This window comes from Methylomonas sp. 2F7 (assembly GCF_057126975.1).
The window spans coordinates 2935245-2954217 of the sequence record NZ_CP195203.1 but is presented as its reverse complement, the minus strand read 5'-3'; the positions used below and the strand labels follow the sequence as shown (position 1 = coordinate 2954217).

Annotated in this window: 22 protein-coding genes; 18 read left to right on the top strand and 4 right to left on the bottom strand. The window is 50.4% G+C overall.

What is annotated here, in order from left to right:
- Window positions 1–55 precede the first annotated feature (55 nt).
- Entirely contained in the window at window positions 56–1015 is a 960-nt protein-coding gene (locus tag ACR64Q_RS13115; RefSeq protein ID WP_026601272.1) for a glycosyltransferase, read from the bottom strand.
- A gap of 169 nt (window positions 1016–1184) precedes the next feature.
- Window positions 1185–1814 (bottom strand): polysaccharide deacetylase family protein, encoded by a 630-nt coding sequence (locus tag ACR64Q_RS13110; protein WP_231499590.1) that lies wholly within the window; start codon window positions 1812–1814, stop codon window positions 1185–1187.
- 371 nt (window positions 1815–2185) lie between these two features.
- Between ACR64Q_RS13110 and ACR64Q_RS13105 the strand changes: the two genes are divergently transcribed.
- From ACR64Q_RS13105 to sufD, 4 genes are all read left to right on the top strand, one after another.
- Window positions 2186–2635, top strand: coding sequence for an SUF system Fe-S cluster assembly regulator (locus ACR64Q_RS13105; protein WP_036275651.1), 450 nt, complete (start codon window positions 2186–2188; stop codon window positions 2633–2635).
- Between the two features lie 15 nt (window positions 2636–2650).
- Window positions 2651–4099 carry a Fe-S cluster assembly protein SufB gene (gene sufB, locus ACR64Q_RS13100; protein ID WP_026601269.1) on the top strand — a complete coding sequence of 483 codons (1449 nt, stop codon included), beginning with the start codon at window positions 2651–2653 and terminating at the stop codon, window positions 4097–4099.
- A gap of 905 nt (window positions 4100–5004) precedes the next feature.
- Window positions 5005–5754: a Fe-S cluster assembly ATPase SufC gene (gene sufC / locus ACR64Q_RS13095; protein ID WP_026601267.1), complete on the top strand. Its 750-nt coding sequence runs from the start codon at window positions 5005–5007 to the stop codon at window positions 5752–5754.
- The gene (gene sufD / locus ACR64Q_RS13090) at window positions 5751–7040 is read left to right on the top strand and encodes a Fe-S cluster assembly protein SufD (RefSeq protein ID WP_313732225.1); all 1290 of its coding nucleotides are present in this window, start codon (window positions 5751–5753) and stop codon (window positions 7038–7040) included. Before sufC ends, sufD begins: the two co-directional genes overlap by 4 nt.
- Here the strand turns inward: sufD and ACR64Q_RS13085 are convergent.
- The gene (locus tag ACR64Q_RS13085; RefSeq protein ID WP_313732226.1) at window positions 7035–7607 is read right to left on the bottom strand and encodes a Uma2 family endonuclease; all 573 of its coding nucleotides are present in this window, start codon (window positions 7605–7607) and stop codon (window positions 7035–7037) included. The genes sufD and ACR64Q_RS13085 overlap by 6 nt on opposite strands.
- 68 nt (window positions 7608–7675) lie before the next feature.
- Between ACR64Q_RS13085 and ACR64Q_RS13080 the strand changes: the two genes are divergently transcribed.
- The 14 genes from ACR64Q_RS13080 to ACR64Q_RS13015 all read left to right on the top strand — a co-directional run bounded on the left by ACR64Q_RS13080 (window position 7676) and on the right by ACR64Q_RS13015 (window position 18755).
- Window positions 7676–8899, top strand: coding sequence for a cysteine desulfurase (locus tag ACR64Q_RS13080; protein WP_313732227.1), 1224 nt, complete (start codon window positions 7676–7678; stop codon window positions 8897–8899).
- A complete protein-coding gene (gene sufU / locus ACR64Q_RS13075; protein WP_313732228.1) occupies window positions 8899–9351 on the top strand; it encodes a Fe-S cluster assembly sulfur transfer protein SufU in 453 nt (150 codons plus the stop codon). The genes ACR64Q_RS13080 and sufU overlap by 1 nt, the downstream gene beginning before the upstream one ends.
- A 19-nt stretch (window positions 9352–9370) precedes the next feature.
- On the top strand, window positions 9371–10132 hold the full coding sequence (locus ACR64Q_RS13070) for a class I SAM-dependent methyltransferase (RefSeq protein WP_313732229.1): 762 nt from the start codon (window positions 9371–9373) through the stop codon (window positions 10130–10132).
- Between the two features lie 36 nt (window positions 10133–10168).
- Window positions 10169–10483 (top strand): non-heme iron oxygenase ferredoxin subunit, encoded by a 315-nt coding sequence (locus tag ACR64Q_RS13065; protein ID WP_064007834.1) that lies wholly within the window; start codon window positions 10169–10171, stop codon window positions 10481–10483.
- 96 nt (window positions 10484–10579) lie between these two features.
- A complete protein-coding gene (gene lgt / locus ACR64Q_RS13060; RefSeq protein ID WP_313732230.1) occupies window positions 10580–11368 on the top strand; it encodes a prolipoprotein diacylglyceryl transferase in 789 nt (262 codons plus the stop codon).
- Between the two features lie 88 nt (window positions 11369–11456).
- Window positions 11457–12554: a peptide chain release factor 2 gene (gene prfB, locus ACR64Q_RS13055; protein ID WP_313732231.1), complete on the top strand. Its 1098-nt coding sequence runs from the start codon at window positions 11457–11459 to the stop codon at window positions 12552–12554.
- Window positions 12555–12590: 36 nt separating this feature from the next.
- Window positions 12591–12821, top strand: coding sequence for a DUF433 domain-containing protein (locus tag ACR64Q_RS13050; RefSeq protein WP_020482395.1), 231 nt, complete (start codon window positions 12591–12593; stop codon window positions 12819–12821).
- Window positions 12818–13186 carry a DUF5615 family PIN-like protein gene (locus ACR64Q_RS13045; protein ID WP_313732232.1) on the top strand — a complete coding sequence of 123 codons (369 nt, stop codon included), beginning with the start codon at window positions 12818–12820 and terminating at the stop codon, window positions 13184–13186. Before ACR64Q_RS13050 ends, ACR64Q_RS13045 begins: the two co-directional genes overlap by 4 nt.
- Window positions 13187–13274: 88 nt before the next feature.
- A complete protein-coding gene (lysS, locus tag ACR64Q_RS13040) occupies window positions 13275–14771 on the top strand; it encodes a lysine--tRNA ligase (RefSeq protein WP_313732233.1) in 1497 nt (498 codons plus the stop codon).
- A 54-nt stretch (window positions 14772–14825) separates the two neighbouring features.
- The gene (locus tag ACR64Q_RS13035) at window positions 14826–15314 is read left to right on the top strand and encodes a flavin reductase family protein (protein ID WP_313732234.1); all 489 of its coding nucleotides are present in this window, start codon (window positions 14826–14828) and stop codon (window positions 15312–15314) included.
- Between the two features lie 219 nt (window positions 15315–15533).
- Window positions 15534–15752 carry a Nif11-like leader peptide family natural product precursor gene (locus tag ACR64Q_RS13030; protein WP_020482391.1) on the top strand — a complete coding sequence of 73 codons (219 nt, stop codon included), beginning with the start codon at window positions 15534–15536 and terminating at the stop codon, window positions 15750–15752.
- 134 nt (window positions 15753–15886) lie between these two features.
- Window positions 15887–16705, top strand: coding sequence for a dihydropteroate synthase (folP, locus tag ACR64Q_RS13025; protein ID WP_313732235.1), 819 nt, complete (start codon window positions 15887–15889; stop codon window positions 16703–16705).
- On the top strand, window positions 16681–17616 hold the full coding sequence (locus ACR64Q_RS13020) for a 1-aminocyclopropane-1-carboxylate deaminase/D-cysteine desulfhydrase (protein ID WP_313732236.1): 936 nt from the start codon (window positions 16681–16683) through the stop codon (window positions 17614–17616). Before folP ends, ACR64Q_RS13020 begins: the two co-directional genes overlap by 25 nt.
- 89 nt (window positions 17617–17705) lie before the next feature.
- Window positions 17706–18755, top strand: a complete 1050-nt coding sequence (locus ACR64Q_RS13015) for a hypothetical protein (protein WP_313732237.1) — start codon at window positions 17706–17708, stop codon at window positions 18753–18755.
- Between the two features lie 4 nt (window positions 18756–18759).
- On the opposite strand, the gene ACR64Q_RS13010 is transcribed toward ACR64Q_RS13015, so the two are convergent.
- A complete protein-coding gene (locus ACR64Q_RS13010) occupies window positions 18760–18969 on the bottom strand; it encodes a dodecin (RefSeq protein WP_033157405.1) in 210 nt (69 codons plus the stop codon).
- Between the last annotated feature and the right edge of the window lie 4 nt (window positions 18970–18973).

The following is an 18973-nucleotide window of genomic DNA, read 5'->3' as shown; positions in this document are numbered from 1 at the left end:
GTTTAATTTAGTAGGTTTTAATGCACTTAACTAAGCTTTTAATGGTCGGCTTAATTTAATTATTTATTAATATTTTGTTTTTCCAGCGTGAAAAACAGCCACATATTTGCCCGAGAGAATAGCTGACATTCATTGCTTGGCGCAGGCTATGTTTTGCAGTGAATGCCAATGCAAGCCATTGCCAAGTTTGGCGGACAATTTGCGAGATCAAGAATGGCGGTATACCCAAGTAGGTGCGATGATAGACCGGAAAGTCATTAATTGCTCCTCGATAGCCGGCCAGAAAGTGAACATCTAAAAAGTAGCGTCGCCGGAGTCGCCATGGTTCGACGGCGTGAAGTATCGCCATGTCCGGGCGGTAACGTATTCGGCGCTTTTGCTGGAGTAGCACATTAAACATCATCACGTCTTCGCCTCCTCCTATGGTTTTACCTTTGCGGTCATATCTGCGATCAAAGCGCAATGCCGGATCGTTTCGGAATATCGCCATATCATATGCAATGTTGCCGGCCCAAACCGGTGTAGTGCTGTCTTCTATCCAGAAAGCTTGTTTACCGTGATCCAGCGCGCCTAGAAATCCCAATAATTCGTCCTCAAGCCATTCTGGACGCTTATGGTCTGTAAAGTCTATATCGATTCGTCCGCCAACGCATTCGGCGCCTTCGCTAAGGTATGCGTGTACAACTGTCTCCAAGAGTCCGCATAAAGGTAGTTCATCGTCGTCAATAAACACCAGAATGTCTGAATTGATTGCCTCTTGTATGGCTCTGTTGCGCGCTGCGACTATGCCTTGGTTGGGTTCATGCACCCAGCGGAGTGTCGGGCCTGGTAGTTGCTGAAGTTGTTTCAATACATCGCTTGTCGTGTCGCTACTATTATTATCGACAGCAAGAATTTCAAATGGAATCGGACAAGATTGCGCTCGCATCGCAAACACCAGATTCTCTAACCTTTCCGCACGGTTGTAGGTGCAAAAAGCGAATGTGAGCTTTTTAGAGGCTTTTTCCAGGCTCATTGTCGATATCTAAATGCAGAGAGTGGTAAAGAGTTGCCGGGCAAAGTCATGTTCAAGGTTCTGGGTTTTTGAGCTCGGCGTAAAAATTTTGAATTCTGGTGGTGACGAATTTCTGCGCCCTTAATCACTGTTGATTCATAGCTTCGCTAAAATCTGCAGTGATTGGCAATCAAATCGTATGAACCAGTTTATCCCAAACACGGTTCGCATAGTAGCGCGTCATTTTTTTCCACGATACATCGTTATCCGCAAAGTTTAATTTGCGGGCTAGTGTGCTGACACTGTCGCCGGAGAATATGGCAATACGTCTAACTAGGTAAGGGTTTGGTTCGCTATCGAACCAGCCGGGACGGGTGGTACAAGCCATGCTATAGCCTGTCCGTTCGGCCAAAGTGATCGAATCCGAGTTGAATCTGCCAAAGGGATAGGCCAGGCTGCTGACTTGGGTCGACAATAAATCTTCGAGGACAGCTTTGGCTTTTGAAAGTTCGAACTGTTGTTGGTCTGCGCTGAGTATCGATAGGTCTGGATGCGAGCAGGTGTGCGAAGCAACTTCCATTCCGGCTGCATGCATTTCAAGCAGTCGTTCCGTCGTTAGCATCCGTGTCTGAGTTGATGGTTTGCCTAGCCAATGGGCATGACCGCCGATGCAATCGGTAGCGATAAACCATGTGGCCTTCATCCCAAGTACCATCAGAGGCAAAAAAGCCCCCGGATAGTTGTCTTCGTAGCCATCATCAAAAGTAATGACCACACTTTTTTCAGGTAGCGATTTGGTACTTTGCAAGTCTTTGAACAAAACCGTTGTCCAACCTTCTTGCTTTAGATACCGCAAATGCTTCGCAAACAAGTCCGCGCTTATCGAGTAATGCGACTCGGGTTGAGCGTCGGGCGTACCGTGGTACATCAAAACAATAGGGCTGCGAGTTTGGGTCATGGCTTTTATCAAATGGAGTGCGTTTCGTTCTCTTAAGAAGTGTATTGCAAAAAACCAAGATTTTCAGGGAAAAGTTGTTGCAAGCTGTTTTTCCCCGATGCTGAACCAGATAACGCCGTGTACGAGAACTCACAAGATAACGGTGTTCATGGGAAAATAAGATCTTTAATAACCAAGCTGTTTACTAAGGATTTAAATAAGACTAAAATAGTCCTAAATGTAAAGGGAGCGCGATGTTAAGGTTGAGCAAGCTAACAGACTATGCCACGGTGATCTTGAGCTACATGGCAAGGGACAGGAGTTGTGTGCATGGGGCTTTAGAAATTGCTGAGGCCACCGGCATCTCGCAGCCAACGGTAAGTAAGATCTTAAAGATATTGCTCAAGGCAGGTGTGTTGGTGTCTATGCGCGGCGCAAAAGGCGGCTACGCCTTGGCTAAAGAGCCTAGCCGGATCAGCGTGGCCACCGTGATTTTTGCTCTGGAAGGGCCGATTGCCCTGACTGAATGTACCGTATCGCACAAGAGTTGCGATCAAGCCAGTGGTTGCCGGATTCAGGGCAATTGGCATTTGATCAACCAAAAGATCGCCAATGCCCTGGAATCGGTAACCTTGGCTGATTTGATTTTGCCGTTTAAGCCGCCGGAAGAAGTCTCCATTCCGGTTAACCAGTTGTTTCGCTAATTATTGAAAACGATTATGTCTACTAGCGCCCAAGAAATTGAACATCTCATCAGTCAGGAATACAAACAAGGCTTTGTGACCGAACTGGAAGTCGATACGTTTCCGCCAGGCCTGGACGAAGACGTGATTCGTCGGCTGTCCAAAGTCAAAAACGAGCCGGAATTCATGCTGGAATACCGGCTGAAAGCCTTCCGGCATTGGCAGACCATGCCCTCGCCAGACTGGGCGCAACTGAAAATCGATCCTATCGATTATCAGTCCATTAGTTACTACTCGGCGCCAAAGTCAAAGAAAGCCGGCCCGAAAAGCCTTGATGAAGTCGATCCGGAATTGCTGGATACTTATAAAAAGCTCGGCATCCCGCTCGACGAACAAGAGCGCTTGGCTGGTATCGCAGTCGACGCAGTGTTCGACAGTGTGTCGGTAGCCACCACTTTTAAAGGCAAATTGAAAGATGCCGGGGTGATTTTCTGCCCGATTTCCGAAGCCTTGCATGAACATCCGGACTTAGTGAAGCAATACCTCGGTAGCGTAGTGCCGACGGGCGATAACTTTTTCGCGGCATTGAATGCCGCTGTGTTTACCGACGGTTCTTTTGTATACATCCCCAAAGGTGTGCGCTGCCCGATGGAGTTGTCGACCTATTTTCGGATCAACGCCGCCAACACTGGCCAATTTGAAAGAACCCTGATCATCGCCGACGAAGGTTCGCATGTCTCCTACTTAGAAGGGTGCACCGCGCCAATGCGCGACGAAAACCAACTGCATGCGGCGGTGGTAGAACTGGTGGCGCTGGATAATGCCCAGATCAAATATTCCACCGTCCAAAACTGGTATCCGGGCGACAAGGACGGCAAGGGCGGCATCTATAACTTCGTGACTAAGCGCGCCGAGTGCCGCGGTCACAATTCCAAAGTGTCCTGGACCCAAGTCGAAACCGGCTCGGCGATCACCTGGAAATACCCAAGTTGCGTATTGCTAGGCGATGATTCGGTCGGCGAGTTTTATTCAGTGGCGTTGACCAACAACTTGCAACAAGCCGACACCGGCACCAAGATGATCCACATCGGCAAAAACACCCGCAGCACCATCGTGTCCAAGGGTATTTCCGCCGGTCGGGCGCAAAACACTTATCGTGGTTTGGTGAAAGTCGCTAAGTCTGCTGAAAACGCTCGTAACCATACCCAATGTGATTCGCTGTTGGTTGGTGATAAATGCGGCGCACACACGTTCCCTTATGTGGAAGTGAAACAGCCGACCGCGCAGATTGAGCACGAAGCCACCACCTCCAAGATCAGTGAAGATCAATTGTTCTTTTGCCAACAACGTGGTTTGTCTGCTGAAGATGCGGTGTCGATGATTGTGAATGGATTTTGTAAGGAAGTGTTTAAGGAGTTGCCGATGGAATTTGCGGTTGAGGCGCAGGCATTGTTGGGGATTAGTCTTGAGGGGGCGGTTGGGTAAATTGGATTTTGTGAGCTGTTGGTGGTGGCGAGTTGATTCCGTTCGTGGTGAGCTTGTCGAACCATGAATGGAATCAACTGGGGTAAGGTGTCGCTATCGCGACCGGTTTATTTAAAAGTCGGGTATCGGCCCGACAGCCGAGATACTTTCTTTTGCTTGGCCAAAAGAAAGTATCCAAAGAAAAGGCCACCCGGAATTCCGCCTTTATCCTGCGCGTCTCGCTTTTGGCGAGGGTTTTCGGAAGGGGCTTCCCAGCCCCTCCGAAAACGAGCGGCATCCCTGCCGCTCCCCTGCGGGCCAATCTCGCCAAAAGCTGCGATGCTCGGGGCGGAATAACGGGAGTAACCCCGACGCGGGATTGATAGTGGTTAGATTATCTTGTTTGTATTGGATGTGGGATGCTGCCGACGATAGGAGGCGCATCGTTCGCGACAGATGCGCTTCACTACGTTCAGCACATCCTACGCATTTTGATTTTTTAGCATGGATAGCTTTCGGCGGCGGATGGTTTTGGCCCCGTATGCCGCGCCGAGCACCGGAGCTTTTGAACGGAATAGCCCGTAGGGGTGCGGCAGGGATGCCGCACGTTGTCGAAGGGGCAGGAAGCCCCTTTCGGCAACCCCGTTCAGAAGCTTCGGAGCGCAGGAAACAAGCGGCGTCCGGGTGTCTTTTCTTTTGGATACTTTTCTTTGGACAAGCAAAGAAAAGTATCTCGGCTGTCGGGCCGAGACCCGACGTCAAAACAATCCGTCGCGATAGCGACACATAACAAAGATTTAAATGCTGGGTTATTCAACCTAGCTAGGCTAATGATGACGCTGGAGCGTCAAAAGCTGCGTTCCCACGCCGGAGCGTGGGAAAGATTAGGTTCGGAATTATTTAAAAAAACTTAGGTGACCATACGTATGCTCAGCATAAAAAATCTCCACGTAACCATCAACGACAAACCCATACTAAAAGGCCTAACCCTGGACATAAACCCAGGTGAAGTTCACGCCATCATGGGCCCTAACGGCGCCGGCAAGAGCACCTTGTCGCATGTGTTGTCTGGTAAAGCCGGTTACACGGTCACTGAAGGTAGTGTGACCTATAACGGTAAAGACCTCTTGGAATTGGCTCCGGAAATCCGCGCCCGTGAAGGGGTGTTTCTGGCCTTTCAATACCCGGTGGAAATTCCCGGTGTCAGCAATATCTATTTGTTGAAAGCGGCGCTGAATGCCATGCGCAAACATCAGGGTTTGCCGGAAGTGGATGCGATGGATTTTCTGACCATTGTGAAAAGTAAGGTCAAGCTGCTGCAGATGGACGAAAAATTCTTATACCGAGCGGTTAACGAAGGCTTTTCCGGCGGGGAGAAGAAACGTAACGAGATTTTGCAGGCGGCCATATTGGAGCCCAAGCTTTGCATCCTCGACGAAACCGATTCCGGTTTGGATATCGACGCGCTGCGTATCGTCTCCGAAGGCGTGAACTCCTTGCGTAACCCCGAGCGTTCATTCTTGATGATCACCCATTACCAACGTCTGCTGGACTACATCAAGCCCGACGTGGTGCATGTGTTGGCCGACGGCAAGATTGTTAAATCCGGTGGGCCGGAACTGGCGCTGGAGTTGGAAGAACGCGGTTATAGCTGGCTGGAAGGGCAAGCGGCATGAGCAGCGCAGCGTATTTAACAGAATACTCCGGCTTGGCGGCGAGTTTGCCGGGGCTGGATTTGCCTTGGCTGCAAGGCTTTAGAAAACAGGCCTTGCAGGCTTTTGGCGTCAGCGGCTTTCCGGGCAATCGCGAGGAAGAGTGGCGTTACACCAATTTGTCGGCGCTAAATAAAACCCTGTTTGCACCCAACTCCAGCCAAATTGTCGATGAGGACTGGTTGAATCAATACCGCTTGGACGATGCCGCCAGTGTGGTTTTGGTCAATGGACTGTTTTCGCCGTCCTTGTCGCGCCTGCAAGACTTGTCAGACAAAGTGTCTGTTTCCAGTGTGAAACAGGCTTTGCAAGATAAGCCAGCGTGGCTGGAAAGTCGTTTGGGACAAGCTGTGACCAGTGCTGAACATAATCTGGTGGCGTTCAATAATGCCTGGTTCGCCGACGGTGTGGTGATCGAAGTGGGGCCTAAGCAGCAATTGGAAAAGCCTCTGCAGATTCTGCACGTGGTTACCCAAGCCGATGCGCTGGCAGCAACCCGGAATTTGTTTGTCCTGAATGAGCAAGCCGAAGCGGAAATTATCGAAACCTATGTCGGCAGCGTCGATAGCTATTTCACCGCCTCGGTTAATGAATGTCTGTTGGGCAATAATGCCGGTTTGACGCTTTACAAAGTCCAGCTTGAAAGCGAAAAAGCCCAGCATTTTGGAGGCACTTACGTTAAGCAGGCTCGAGATAGCCGCTTTAATCATCATAATTTTGCTTTGGGCAGCGGTCTGGCGCGCAGCGACATTCACAGCGATCTGGATACGGCGGCGGAATGTTCTTTGAACGGTTTGTTCGTGGCCAATAAACGCCAACATATCGATAATCACACCCGCATCGACCATCTAAAGCCGCACGGTATTAGTCGCGAGTTTTACAAAGGCGTATTGGATAACAAGGCGCGTGGGGTGTTTCAAGGTCGGGTGGTGGTGGCGGAGGATGCCCAGCAGACCGATTCGGAAATGAATAATCGCAACCTACTGTTATCGGCGGACGCGGAAGTAGACACCAAGCCGCAGTTGGAGATTTATGCCGACGACGTAAAGTGTTCGCACGGCGTGACGGTAGGGCAGTTGGAAGAAAAATCGGTGTTTTATCTGCAATCGCGCGGGCTGGATGAAGAGGCGGCCAGAAACATTCTGACCTTTGCGTTTGCCAATGAGATGGTGGATAAGGTTGAGAACGCCGAATTAAAAGCCTTGCTGTTGAAAGAGTTGTTGGAGCGGTTTCCGGCGATCAGCTTATAAGATCGAAGCGATAGAGACTTGAAGCTCCGGTAAAGCCACGAGATTGATGCTATCGGCTTTTGTCACTACGGATTTATCCAGATAGTCGCCCTCCTGCGGTTGTCGATAAACCTCTAGGCAGTTGTCGATCAGGTTAACGATCCAGTATTCCGGGATGTTGTGACCGGCGTAGAGGCGCAGTTTTTGGGTGCGGTCGAAGCGCAGGGTGCTGTCGGAGACTTCGACCAACAGCAGCACGTCCGAGGCTGCGGGATGGCGAGTCGTGTAGTCGTCGGTATCAGGCTTTACCAAGACTAAATCAGGTTCGGGTTCGGATAGATCGCCAAGTTGGATGGGGTTTTGAGACCGAATCGAAACGGTGTCATCCAACAAACGGAAGAAGTAACGAGTTAACCGGGTGACATGTCCTGCATGATTAAATCCTATCGGCGCCATGTGTAAGATTTCTCCTTCGATGAGTTCCATACGGGTTTCCGGCGGGAAAATCCCGGCTTCCCCCATGCGGTGCCACTCGGCGATGTCGGTAAGGTGTTTTTGCGGAAAGACAGCGACCATAGTTTTATCCATTTATCGAATCGACTATCTCGATTCTAGTGTTTACTAAAGACGAAATCAATTAAACCAAACAGTTAGCGATGAGCATATTTCCAGTAGAACAAATCCGCGCCGATTTCCCTATCCTCGGCGAAACCATCCGTAACAAGCCTTTGGTTTATTTGGATAACGCCGCCAGTTGCCAGAAGCCGCAAGCGGTGATCGACAGTATCGTGTACACCTATAGCCACGAATACGCCAACATCCATCGTGGTGTGCACACTTTAAGCGTGCGGGCTACGGACAAGTTTGAAGGCGCGCGGGAAAAGGTTAGAGCGTTTATCAATGCTGCCAGCACCAAAGAGATTATCTTCGTGCGCGGTGCGACCGAGGCGATAAACCTGGTCGCGCAGAGTTACGGCAAATCGCAACTGCAAGCCGGCGATGAAATCGTGATTAGCGCGATGGAGCATCACGCCAATATCGTGCCTTGGCAAATGCTTTGCCAGCAGATGGGGGCGGTATTGAAGGTAGCGCCTATGAATCAGCAAGGCGAGTTGCTGTTCGACGAGTTTGAGCAATTGTTGAACGCCAAAACCAAATTGGTCGCTATCACTCAGATGTCCAACGCCTTGGGTACGATCAATCCGGTGGAAAAAATTATAGCTGCCGCCCACGCTAAAGGCATTCCGGTGTTGCTGGACGGCGCGCAAGCGATTCCGCATATGGCGGTGGATGTACAAGCCTTGGATTGCGACTTTTATGTGTTTTCCGGGCACAAACTTTATGGACCGTCCGGCACCGGTGTGCTGTATGGAAAGCAAGCTTTGCTGGAAGCTATGCCGCCTTATCAGGGTGGAGGTGACATGATTCGGCAGGTGACTTTTGAAAAAACCGAGTACGCCGGCCTGCCGCATAAATTCGAAGCGGGCACCCCGGCCATTGCCGAAATCATTGGCTTGGGCGCGGCGATTGATTACATCACTGTCATTGGTATGGATAAGATCGCCGCTTACGAAGCAGAGTTGTTGGATTACGCTACTCAGCAAGCCGAGCAGATTAAAGGCCTGAACATCATAGGTCAGGCTGCGCACAAGGGCGGCATCTTGTCGTTTACCCTAGATCGCATTCATCCCCACGACATCGGCACGATGCTGGACAGTTTGGGCATCGCAATTCGCGCCGGTCACCACTGCGCCATGCCGGTGATGGACTTTTACGGCGTACCCGCCACGGCGCGGGCTTCGTTTGCCATGTACAATACCCGCCAAGAAATCGATGTGTTGATGCAAGGCATCAAATCCTTAATAGAGGTGTTTGGCTAATGTTTGAAGATTTACGCGATCTATACCAAGAGGTCATATTTGACCACAACCGCAACCCGCGCAATTTTCGGGTGATGGACAATGCCAATCGCCAAGTGGAAGGTTTCAATCCCTTATGCGGCGATAGGCTGACTTTATTTTTGAAAATTGACGATCATGTGATTAGCGACGCCAGTTTCCAAGGCTCCGGCTGTGCGATTTCCACTGCTTCGGTGTCTTTGATGACCGAAATCGTCAAAGGTAAAACCGAAATCGAGGCCGATGCTTTGTTCAAGCAATTTCATGAAATGACGACGGGTAAAACCGAAGATATTAATCTGGAAGCCATCGGCAAACTGGCTGTGTTGGCTGGGGTGCGCGAATATCCTGCCAGGGTGAAATGTGCCACGCTGGCTTGGCATACTTTAGATGCTGCTTTGAAAAACGAAGCCCAGTCGATTTCCACCGAATAAGTTTTCGCGGGTGCTCGGTTTGTCCGCACAGGGGGCCGTGGTCTATGCCGATGATTCGGTGTTGTCCGCTAGTCAGGCGTTAGCCGAGCGCTTGGCTTGGCCCTTGCTGGCTTTGTCAGAGCTACCTGCCGAATTCCTGCAAGGGTGTTTTCTTTGTTATCGCGACGGCTACCTGAAACTGCTGGACAAGCAAACCTTGAAAAAAGGCGGCTTGATAGTCGAAATCGATCCACGCCCCGGCGAGCAACACTCCTATCCGGCCCCCAAAAAAGACTTGTTGGCGCAGGCGATCGGCAAGAAAACCAAAACCATTATCGATGCCACGACAGGCTGGGCGCAAGATAGCTTGGCGCTGTTCCGAATGGGGTATGAGGTGCAGTGTATAGAACGCTCGCCGGTGATGGCGGAATTGATACAAGATGGTTTTAGCCGTCTGGCGCAAAAGGAGTGGGTGTTAAACCGGCAGTTACAACCGCCCCGATTACTAGTAGGTAACGCCATCGAATTGCTGGCCGGTTTGTCGGAAGCGCCGGAATGTATTTATCTCGACCCGATGTTTCCCCCCAAGCGCAAACAAACCGCAGCCACTCGAAAGTCGATGGCAATCCTGCGCGATATTTTGGGTGACGACCTGGACAGAGCAGATTTGTTTGCCGCCGGCTGGCAGGCGGCCGGCAAACGCGTGGTAGTCAAAAGCCCTGATTACGCGGAACCCTTAGGCGGCAAGCCCAGCGAAAGCTATCAGGGTAAATTGCTCCGATACGACGTTTATCTGAAATGAATTGGCAGACTAAACTTAAACCCAAACGAGGCAAGCATGAGCGATTGGATTGATGTGGTGGCAGAATCGGCACTGGCAAATGGCGAACATGTGCTGGTTGATGTCGACGGTACCGATGTGGCAATTTTTAAAATCGATGATCAACTTTATGCGATAGAAGACGTGTGCACCCATGACGGTGCTGAAATCGCCAGCGGCGAGCTGGATGGCGATGAAATTGTCTGTCCGCGTCACGGGGCGCGGTTTTGCGTTAAAACCGGCGCTGTCAAATGCGCGCCGGCTTATGAAGATGTTGCCACCTTTCCGGTACGGATCGTCGACGGCAGAATTCAAGTAGCCGACCCAAATTAACCTGCGTGACCAGCGAAAGATAAACGGCGAAAAATCCCAGTCGGCGTTAGAATCGCCGGTCATTTGCTTAAACCGTACTCACTTCCCCGCATAATCATGGAACACTTCATCTGGAATATTGACCCCATTCTTGTCGATTTCGGCTTTCTGAAAATTCGCTGGTACGGCTTGATGTTCGCATCCGGCTTTGTCGGCAGTTTTTTGACCATGCAATGGATTTATCAGCGCGAAGGCAAAAATATCGAAGAGCTTGATACGCTGCTTTGGTATATGGTGATCGCGACCATCGTCGGTGCGCGTCTAGGGCATACCCTGCTTTACGATCCCGCCTACTATTTATCGCACCCCTTAAAGATTCTGGCAGTCTGGGAAGGTGGATTAGCAAGTCACGGCGCCACACTGGGTATCATCCTGGCCTTGTATTTGTATCGGCGCAAATACGGCGACAGTTATTTTTGGTTGTTGGATAGAGTCAGTATTCCCACCGCCTTGGCCGGCGCGCTAATCCGCATCGGTAATTTCTTTAATTCGGAGATTCTAGGTATTCCTACGGATTTGCCGTGGGGCGTGGTGTTTTCGCGGATCGATCCGTTGCCTAGGCATCCAGTGCAGCTTTATGAAGCGGCTTGTTACCTGATGATTTATCTGATTTCGCTGGCGATTTACAAAAAGCAGGCTGATAAGCCAGGGTTCGTGTTCGGTTGTTTCATCAGCATGCTGTTCACTGTGCGCTTTTTCCTGGAATACTTCAAAACCGAGCAAGCCATGTACGATACGGGTGTGATGTTTACTACCGGCCAATTGCTTAGCGTGCCGTTTGTGTTGGCGGGCATTGGCTGCATCGTTTGGTCGTTAAAAAACCGTCAGCCCAACCCAGTGGCGTAATCGTTTATAATCCACAGTTTTTTGAATGCGCCGGGCATAGGTCGGCGTCTCGTGCCCCGTGTGGGTATTGGCTTGGGTTTTGAGGTTCATGCAAGAAATTAATCCGATTAAATACAAGATAGCCGACCTCCGTGAACGGAGCGCCGGCCTGAAAGTCTATCTTGATTTTGAGAACAAAAGCGAGCGTCTGGTGGAAGTGCTGCGCGAGTTGGAAGATCCGGCTATCTGGAATAAACCGGAGCAAGCGCAAGCCATGGGTAAGGAGCGGGCCATGCTGGAAGGTATCGTCAACACCATCCTGGAATTGGAACAAGGTCTATCCGACGCCGAGGAATTGCTTTTAATGGCGGTGGAAGAAGAAGACGAGGAGACCGTCGATACCGTGGCCGCCGATCTTGAAGAGTACGAAAAGAAAGTAGCGGCTTTGGAGTTTCAACGGATGTTCTCCGGCGAGATGGACGCCAACAATGCCTTCCTGGACGTTCAATCCGGCTCAGGCGGTACTGAAGCACAGGATTGGGCATCGATGATCGAACGCATGTATTTGCGTTGGGGCGAGGCGAAAGGTTTTAAAACCGAATTAATCGAAGAATCGCCGGGCGATGTGGCAGGCATCAAAAGCGCTACGATCAAATTTGAAGGCCCGTATGCCTTTGGTTGGTTGCGAACCGAAACCGGCGTGCATCGTTTGGTCAGAAAATCGCCGTTTGATTCCGGCAACCGCCGGCATACCTCATTTGCCTCGGTCTTCGTGTCGCCGGAAATCGACGACGATGTCGAAATTGACATTAATCCCGCGGACTTGCGTATTGACGTATACCGGGCCAGCGGCGCCGGAGGTCAGCACGTCAATAGAACAGAGTCGGCGGTGCGGATTACGCATGGTCCCAGCGGCATCGTTACCCAATGTCAAAGCGATCGATCACAGCATAAAAACAAAGACACGGCGATGAAACAGCTCAAAGCCAAGCTGTATGAAATGGAAATGCTGAAACGCAGCGAAGGTTTGCAAGCGATTGAAGACTCTAAATCCGACATCGGTTGGGGCAGCCAGATTCGTTCCTACGTGTTAGATCAATCCCGCATCAAAGATCTGCGTACTAACGTCGAAACCGGCAATACTCAGGCCGTTTTGGACGGGGCGCTGGATCAGTTTATCGAGGCTAGTTTGAAGAGCGGCTTGTAAATTACCCGCGTATGAGAAAGAGACTGCGAGGTCGACATGAAAAATTTTGATCGTATCACCTTCAACCCGGCTGTCATGGGTGGAAAACCTTGCTTGCGGGGGCTTCGAGTTACTGCCGGTACTATTGTCGGTCTGATAGCCAGCGGTTATACCTTTAAAGACGTCCTCGATCTATACCCGTATTTAGAAGCGGAAGATATAACCGAAGCTTTACGTTATGCTGCTTGGCGATCAGAAGAAGTTGAGTTGCCGCTTGTGGCGGCATGAAGGTTTTATTAGATATGAATCTTTCGCCAGCTTGGGTGCCACTGCTGGTGGAGGCTGGTTTCGACGCCATGCACTGGATTGAAGTGGGGGCAGTTGATGCTTTAGACACGGAATTATTTGACTGGGCGCGTTCTCAGAATGCTATCGTTTTTACACACGATCTCGATTTTGGCACTTTACTGGCCTTGACCAATGCTGAATCCCCCAGCGTTTTTCAAATACGTACGCATGATGTTTCACCTAATGTTCTCGGATTGCGAGCAATTGGCCTATTGCGTCGCTTTGAAAGAGAGCTAAGCGACGGGGCGCTGATCGTTGCCGATGAACTGCGCGAGAGGGTACGTTTGTTGCCATTAGCGAGATAGTTGGTATCGTTAATTGATTTTCGGCAAGGCCCATCATCAACTTGAATTCCATAAACCCGATCCATATTTGATTTTATCGATTACCAAAATGTCAGAACTCGAACACGACGAACAAGAACAGATCAAACAACGCCGCGAAAAACTTAACGCCTTGCGCGAAGAAGGCATCGCGTTTCCGACCGATTTTCGCCGCAACGTGGTGGCCGGTGAATTGTTAGCCGAATACGGCGACAAAACCGAAGAAGAACTGTTGGCTGAGCCGATTCGGGTGAAGATTGCCGGACGGATGATGACACGTCGCATCATGGGTAAAGCCAGTTTCTGTCATTTGCAGGATATGTCCGGGCAAATCCAGGTTTACGTCGCGCGCGACAATCTGCCGGAAGGCGTTTACAACGATCAATTTAAAAAGTGGGATATTGGCGATATCCTGGGTGCCGAAGGCACTTTGTTTAAAACCAAGGTCGGCGAGTTGAGCGTCAGGCTTGACGATATTCGTTTGTTGACCAAAGCGTTGCGCCCTTTGCCGGAAAAATTCCACGGCATCGCCGATCAGGAGATTAAATATCGCCAGCGCTATCTGGATTTGATCATGAGCGACGAGACGCGCAAAACTTTCCTGATGCGTTCGAAGATCGTCAATTACATTCGCGAATTTTTGATCGCCCGCGACTTCCTGGAAGTGGAAACGCCGATGATGCAGGTCATCCCCGGCGGGGCCACCGCTAGGCCGTTTACCACCTTCCACAACGCGCTGGACATGGAATTGTATCTGCGTATCGCGCCGGAGCTGTATCTAAAACGACTAGTGGTCGGCGGCTTCGAACGGGTGTTCGAGATAAACCGTAACTTCCGCAACGAAGGTTTGTCGACCCGGCATAATCCCGAATTTACGATGATGGAGTTCTACCAAGCCTATGCCGAATATGGCGACTTGATGGATTTGACCGAAGCCATGCTAAAAGGCATAGCCGAAGATGTGGTGGGTAGCTCGGTTATCGAATATCAAGGCGATCAATACGATTTCGGTAAGCCATTTGTGCGGATGACAGTCTTGGAATCTATCCTGCATTTCAATCCGGAATTAACGCTGGCGGATTTGACAACGCGTGAAGCCGCCATAAAAGTTGCCGAGAATCTGAAAATTCCGGTCAAGGATAGCTATGGTCTGGGCAAGGTACAGATCGAGATTTTCGAGAAAACCGTCGAGCATCGCTTGATGAATCCGACCTTTATCACCGCTTACCCCGTAGAAGTCTCGCCGCTGGCGCGTCGCAATGACAACGATCCGCACGTCACCGACCGTTTCGAGTTTTTTGTTGGTGGCCGCGAAATTGCCAACGGCTTTACCGAGTTGAACGATGCTGAAGACCAGGCCGAACGCTTCCAGAAACAAGTGGAAGAAAAAGAAGCTGGCGACAATGAAGCCATGCATTTCGACGCCGATTACATCACGGCGCTGGAGCACGGTATGCCGCCAACAGCGGGCGAGGGCATCGGTATCGACCGTTTGGTGATGTTGTTCACCAATTCGCCGAGTATTCGCGACGTACTGTTGTTTCCGCATATGCGTCCCAAAAACTGATCGCGCATTCAGACGTCTATTCCGTATTATCGCTATTGGATCTAAGAGAAAATTATGAGCGTTGAAGCCAAAGAATTTAAAAATGCCCTTAAATTATGGGCGAGCGGTGTGACGGTGGTTACGACTCAGGGGCGTGACAATCAGCCTAGAGGCATGACCGCGACCGCGTTTAGCAGCGTGTCGCTGGATCCACCGCAAATTCTGGTCTGTCTGAATCAAGCGACTGATACCGGCGCTGCCTTGCTGGAAAGCCGCCGCTTTGCAGTGAACATTCTGAATAGTGCACAAGAAGACGTTTCCAATCAATTTGCCGGCAGTACCAACCAAGAACAGCGCTTTGCCAGTATCGCCTGGCAAGCGGGTGACAACGGTGCGCCGATTTTGAGCGAAGCCCTGGCGGTACTGGAGTGCCGGGTAGTGCAGCAAGTTCAGGCCGGTAGCCACTGGGTGATTATTGGTGAAGTCGATAGTGTGGTTTGCCGGGAAGGGGATCCATTGTTGTATTACCATTCTGCGTATCGCACGGTTGCTATACAAGGCTAAAGATTTACTGTCGTTGGCTACGTCTATACGCTCCGACAATTGTTGTATTTGCTACAAATGCCGCATGAATTGTAGGTGAATAGCTGTCGTTTTTGGCGACACTTTTTTGGTAATGTCTTGAACTGCAAACGAAATAACGGCTTTTAAAAAAACTGGCCGTTATTTTGCTTAGATAACTTTGAGTTTTATCCAACCTTCAGAGTTATCACGGAGTTATCAATGTCAATTAAGGTCATCAAAGAATTTTCTGAAAAAGCCAAAGGCGATGAGGGGCTGAAAGAAAAACTGAAAGCCTGCGTCAAGATTAAGGAAATGCTGTTATTGGCTAAGGAAAGCGGGTTTGAAATTGAGGAGGATGAGCTGTATCCACCTAACGAACCACAATTTGTTGAAGAGCAGCTTTCAGAAAAATTGGCTAAAGCGCTACTAAGAGTTTAACAATTGAGTGCCATCCTGCCCTCGGCGGGATGGCCGCCCGTTATCGGCATAGCGTAAAACGGTAGCCGGTAAATTCTAAAAACGACTCGACAACGGTAAACTACGCGTTTGCTGCTATCGAGGAGTTTTCAAACATGTTCAATGCTGTCAATAGTCCCCAACTGATGGGGATACTCAACGTCACCCCCGATAGTTTTTCCGATGGCGGTAAATTTACCGGTGTGGCGGCAGCTATAGCTCAAGCTGAAAAAATGATAGCCGAAGGTGCCGATATTATCGATGTCGGCGGTGAGTCGACTCGGCCCGGTTCCGATCCTGTTGCCGCGGACGAGCAAATTCGCCGGGTGGTGCCGGTGATTACTGCGATCCGTGCAAGCTATCCTCAAGTGCAAATCAGTATAGATACCACGTTAAGCCAGGTTGCTTCAGCAGCGGTGGTGGCGGGGGCGAATATCATCAACGACGTCTCGGCCGGTCAGGGCGATCCCAATATGTTGGCTTTTGCGGCATCCGCTCAAGTTCCCATCATACTGATGCATATGCAGGGTACGCCGAAAACCATGCAGGACCAGCCGCATTACGACGATGTGTTAGTCGATGTGATCGCCGCTTTGCAACAACGTATTGCCGAAGCGTTAGCGGCCGGCGTGTTGGCGGAAAATATCGCGATAGATCCCGGTATTGGTTTTGGCAAAGGTAAGCAAGACAATATCGATCTTTTGGCGCATTTGCCCAGTTTTGTCGATTTGGGTTACCCGGTGTTGCTGGGCACCAGCCGCAAGCGTTTCATGGGCAGTATCTGCAATGTCAGCGAACCTGCCGAATTAGTCACTGCGACCGCGGTAACCACTGCGTTGGGCGTGATGGCGGGGGTGCAGATGTTCCGGGTTCATGATGTCAAAGCCAATCGTCAGGCTGCGGATGTGGCGTGGGCTATCAAGCAGGCGCAGTGACCGATTTACATCCGCGTCTACAGGTGTTGCAGGCGAAATTGGCCGCTTCGCCGCTGACCAGGATTAACAACCCGGAATTAACCGACCGGCAGTTAGAATTGTGGATCAAGCGCGACGACTTGCTGCATCCGATTATCTCCGGCAATAAATGGCGCAAACTCAAATATATCCTCAATCATGCCTTATATGCTGGCGCCGATTGCATCGTCAGCATGGGCGGAGCCTATTCGAATCACCTACATGCCCTGGCTTTTAGCGGTAAAGCTTTGGGATTGAAAACCATAGGCTATATTCGTGGCGAGCGGCCCGCGCAACTCAACGCTACGCTGCATGATCTGCTTGACTGGGGCATGGAGCTGCGTTTTGTGTCACGTAGCCACTATCGTCAGTTGCGTGGCTATCAAGGCCACGACAGTTTACCGGAACTCCAGCCCGGCCAATATTGGTTGCCGGAAGGTGGAGCCACATACTTGGCTTTGCAAGGCGTTGCCGAGCTGGTCGATGAAATCGAAATCGATTTCGACATACTGGCCGTAGCATGCGGTACCGGCACCACTCTAGCAGGCTTGCTGGCCTCGCCGTTAGCTCAACACGCTATCGGCGTAGCCGCGATGAAGGGTGGCGACTTTCTAATTAACGATGTTGAGCAATTACTGGAAATGCAGGGAATGTCCAGTCACGCAGACCGGCGAATTCTAGTGGATTACCATTTCGGCGGTTTCGCCAAAACAACGCCGACCTTGCTGGCGTTTATGCAGGATTTTCAGCAGCGGCACGGCATCGAATTGGAGCCAATCTACACCGGAAAATTGCTGTTTGCGCTCTACGATTTAATCCGGCGGGACTATTTCCCCGCCGGGCAGCGGATAGTAGCAATCCACACCGGCGGTTTGCAAGGCAAGCGCAAGTAGTATTCCCGGTTAAAAATCAGATAGATATTGAGTCATTACTCAAAATGGTGATAATAGCCGCTGCCTAAAAATAATAAAAAGGTGGCACCGTGGTTGCGCAGATCATTTCATTCCCCGAGCAAAAAAGTAGCAATAAACTGGCGGTGTCTTTCCGCTTTTTACTGAGTTTGTATGCCATTGTGCCGCTGTGTTTAGTGGTGCTTTGGCTAGACAAATTCGGCTTTAATTTCGCGCTACGCAATATGCTGCCCAGTAGCCCGACCCACTTTTTGTTGTTTCAAATTTTGTTCGGTACCCCGCATATCATCGCCAGCAATCTATTGTTGGTAGGTCACCCTGACTATCTGCAAGCCTTTAAACGCAAATTAATCGCCATGACTTTGTTTATCATGGTTTTTTTTGGCATCGGCAGTTTGTTTATTTCCTACCGTGCGCTATACATCATTACCGCGTGCTGGACCGTGTATCACGTTTTGAAGCAACAGCAGGGCATCGCCAAGGCGGTGTGTCGGTTGCCGAGTTGGGCGTTTTATCTGCAATTGTGGCTCAGCGTTAGTGCCGGGATTTTTATCTATATGGGGATATTTCTAAAAAATAGTCTGGAGCCGGAGCAAGCGGCGTTAGTTTTACAGGTTGCTAGCTTGCTGACTTTGGGTTTATTGCTGAGCACCTTATGGTGTCAACGCTATGTTCCTAGTCGATTTGGATTGTATTTTCTGTGGGCCAATACTCTACTGGTCGCCAGCAGTTGGTATGTTTACAGCCAGCAGTATTATTTTCTGGCGATCTTGATGCCGCGCTTGGTGCACGATATTACCGCGTATAGTTTTTACGTGACACACGATGTGAACCGTCACGGCGAACAGCCGCAGAATAGTTTGTTCCGGGCGGCATCGGCGATTCGATTACCGATTTGGCTGGTATTGCCGTTGTTATCGTTTGTTTTGACCTATCTGTTGCAAGCTTATGGCGATGATTTGGTCAATCTATTGCTGCAAACCTTGTTTTCCACGCAAATCTATAAAGCCGTAACCTTGGGTTTTCTGGGATATTTGGCCTTGATGCATTACTACACCGAGGCCTTCGTCTGGGCCGCCGGCTCGCCGCTAAGGCGCTACATTCGGTTTAGCGGCATCTAGTGGCTTAATGCGGCAGCGTGTAACCCACTTTAATGGTCACCTGCCAATGCGCTACTTTGCCATTGTCGATATGACCGCGGGTTTCTACCACTTCAAACCAACGCATATTCTGGATAGTCTCGCCGGCTTTGGCGACGGCGTTCTCGATGGCTTGCTGGATGCCTAGGCTGGATGAGCCGGTTAGTTCGACTTTTTGATAGACATGTTCTGGCATGCGG